This is a genomic window from Methanomassiliicoccales archaeon (assembly GCA_014361295.1).
Taxonomy (GTDB): Archaea; Thermoplasmatota; Thermoplasmata; order Methanomassiliicoccales; family JACIVX01; genus JACIVX01.
On record JACIVX010000117.1, the window covers coordinates 1 to 586 of the forward strand.

Annotated in this window: 1 protein-coding gene; it reads left to right on the top strand. The window is 58.5% G+C overall.

From position 1 onward, the window contains the following. Positions 1–105 precede the first annotated feature (105 nt). Positions 106–586, top strand: a 481-nt coding sequence (locus tag H5T41_11485; GenBank protein ID MBC7109381.1) for an aldehyde ferredoxin oxidoreductase, incomplete at its 3' end; no start/stop codon positions are given.

Genomic DNA, 586 nt, shown 5'->3' on the forward strand with positions numbered 1-586 from the left:
CCTTGGGGATCATCTGCGCAAGGCCCAGCGCAAATGGGAAGAAGTGGAGGGGCGTTTTAAGGGTGTGCAGGAGAAAATCGCCGCTTTAGCCCAAAAGGAGGGAAGATGAAGGGGGTCTTCGGAAGATATTTGTGGGTGGACCTTTCCACGGGCCGGATCACGGAGAAGGAGACCCCAAGGCATTGGTACGAATTGCATCTGGGCGGGCGGGGAATGGCCGCGCGCCTCCTTTTGGAACATGTGCCGCCGGGAACTGATCCGTTCTCCCCGGAGAACGCCCTTGTTTTTGCTACCGGTCCTTTTCAGGGCACGGGCCTGGCGGGAGCGGGAAGACACGTGGTGATGGCCATCTCTCCTAAGACTCGCTCCATTGCCGATTCTTATGTGGGCGGATTTTTAGGCCACGAGCTTGGCCGCTCCGGCTACGACGGTCTTTTCATTTTCGGAAAAGCACCGGAACCTGTTTATCTTCTCGTTTACGAGGGGAAGGCAGAACTCCGAGAAGCCCGGGATCTTTGGGGGAAATTCACGGCCGAAGTGGAAAGGGAACTTGTGCGCCGCCATCCCGGGGTGCGGGTGGCCGCGA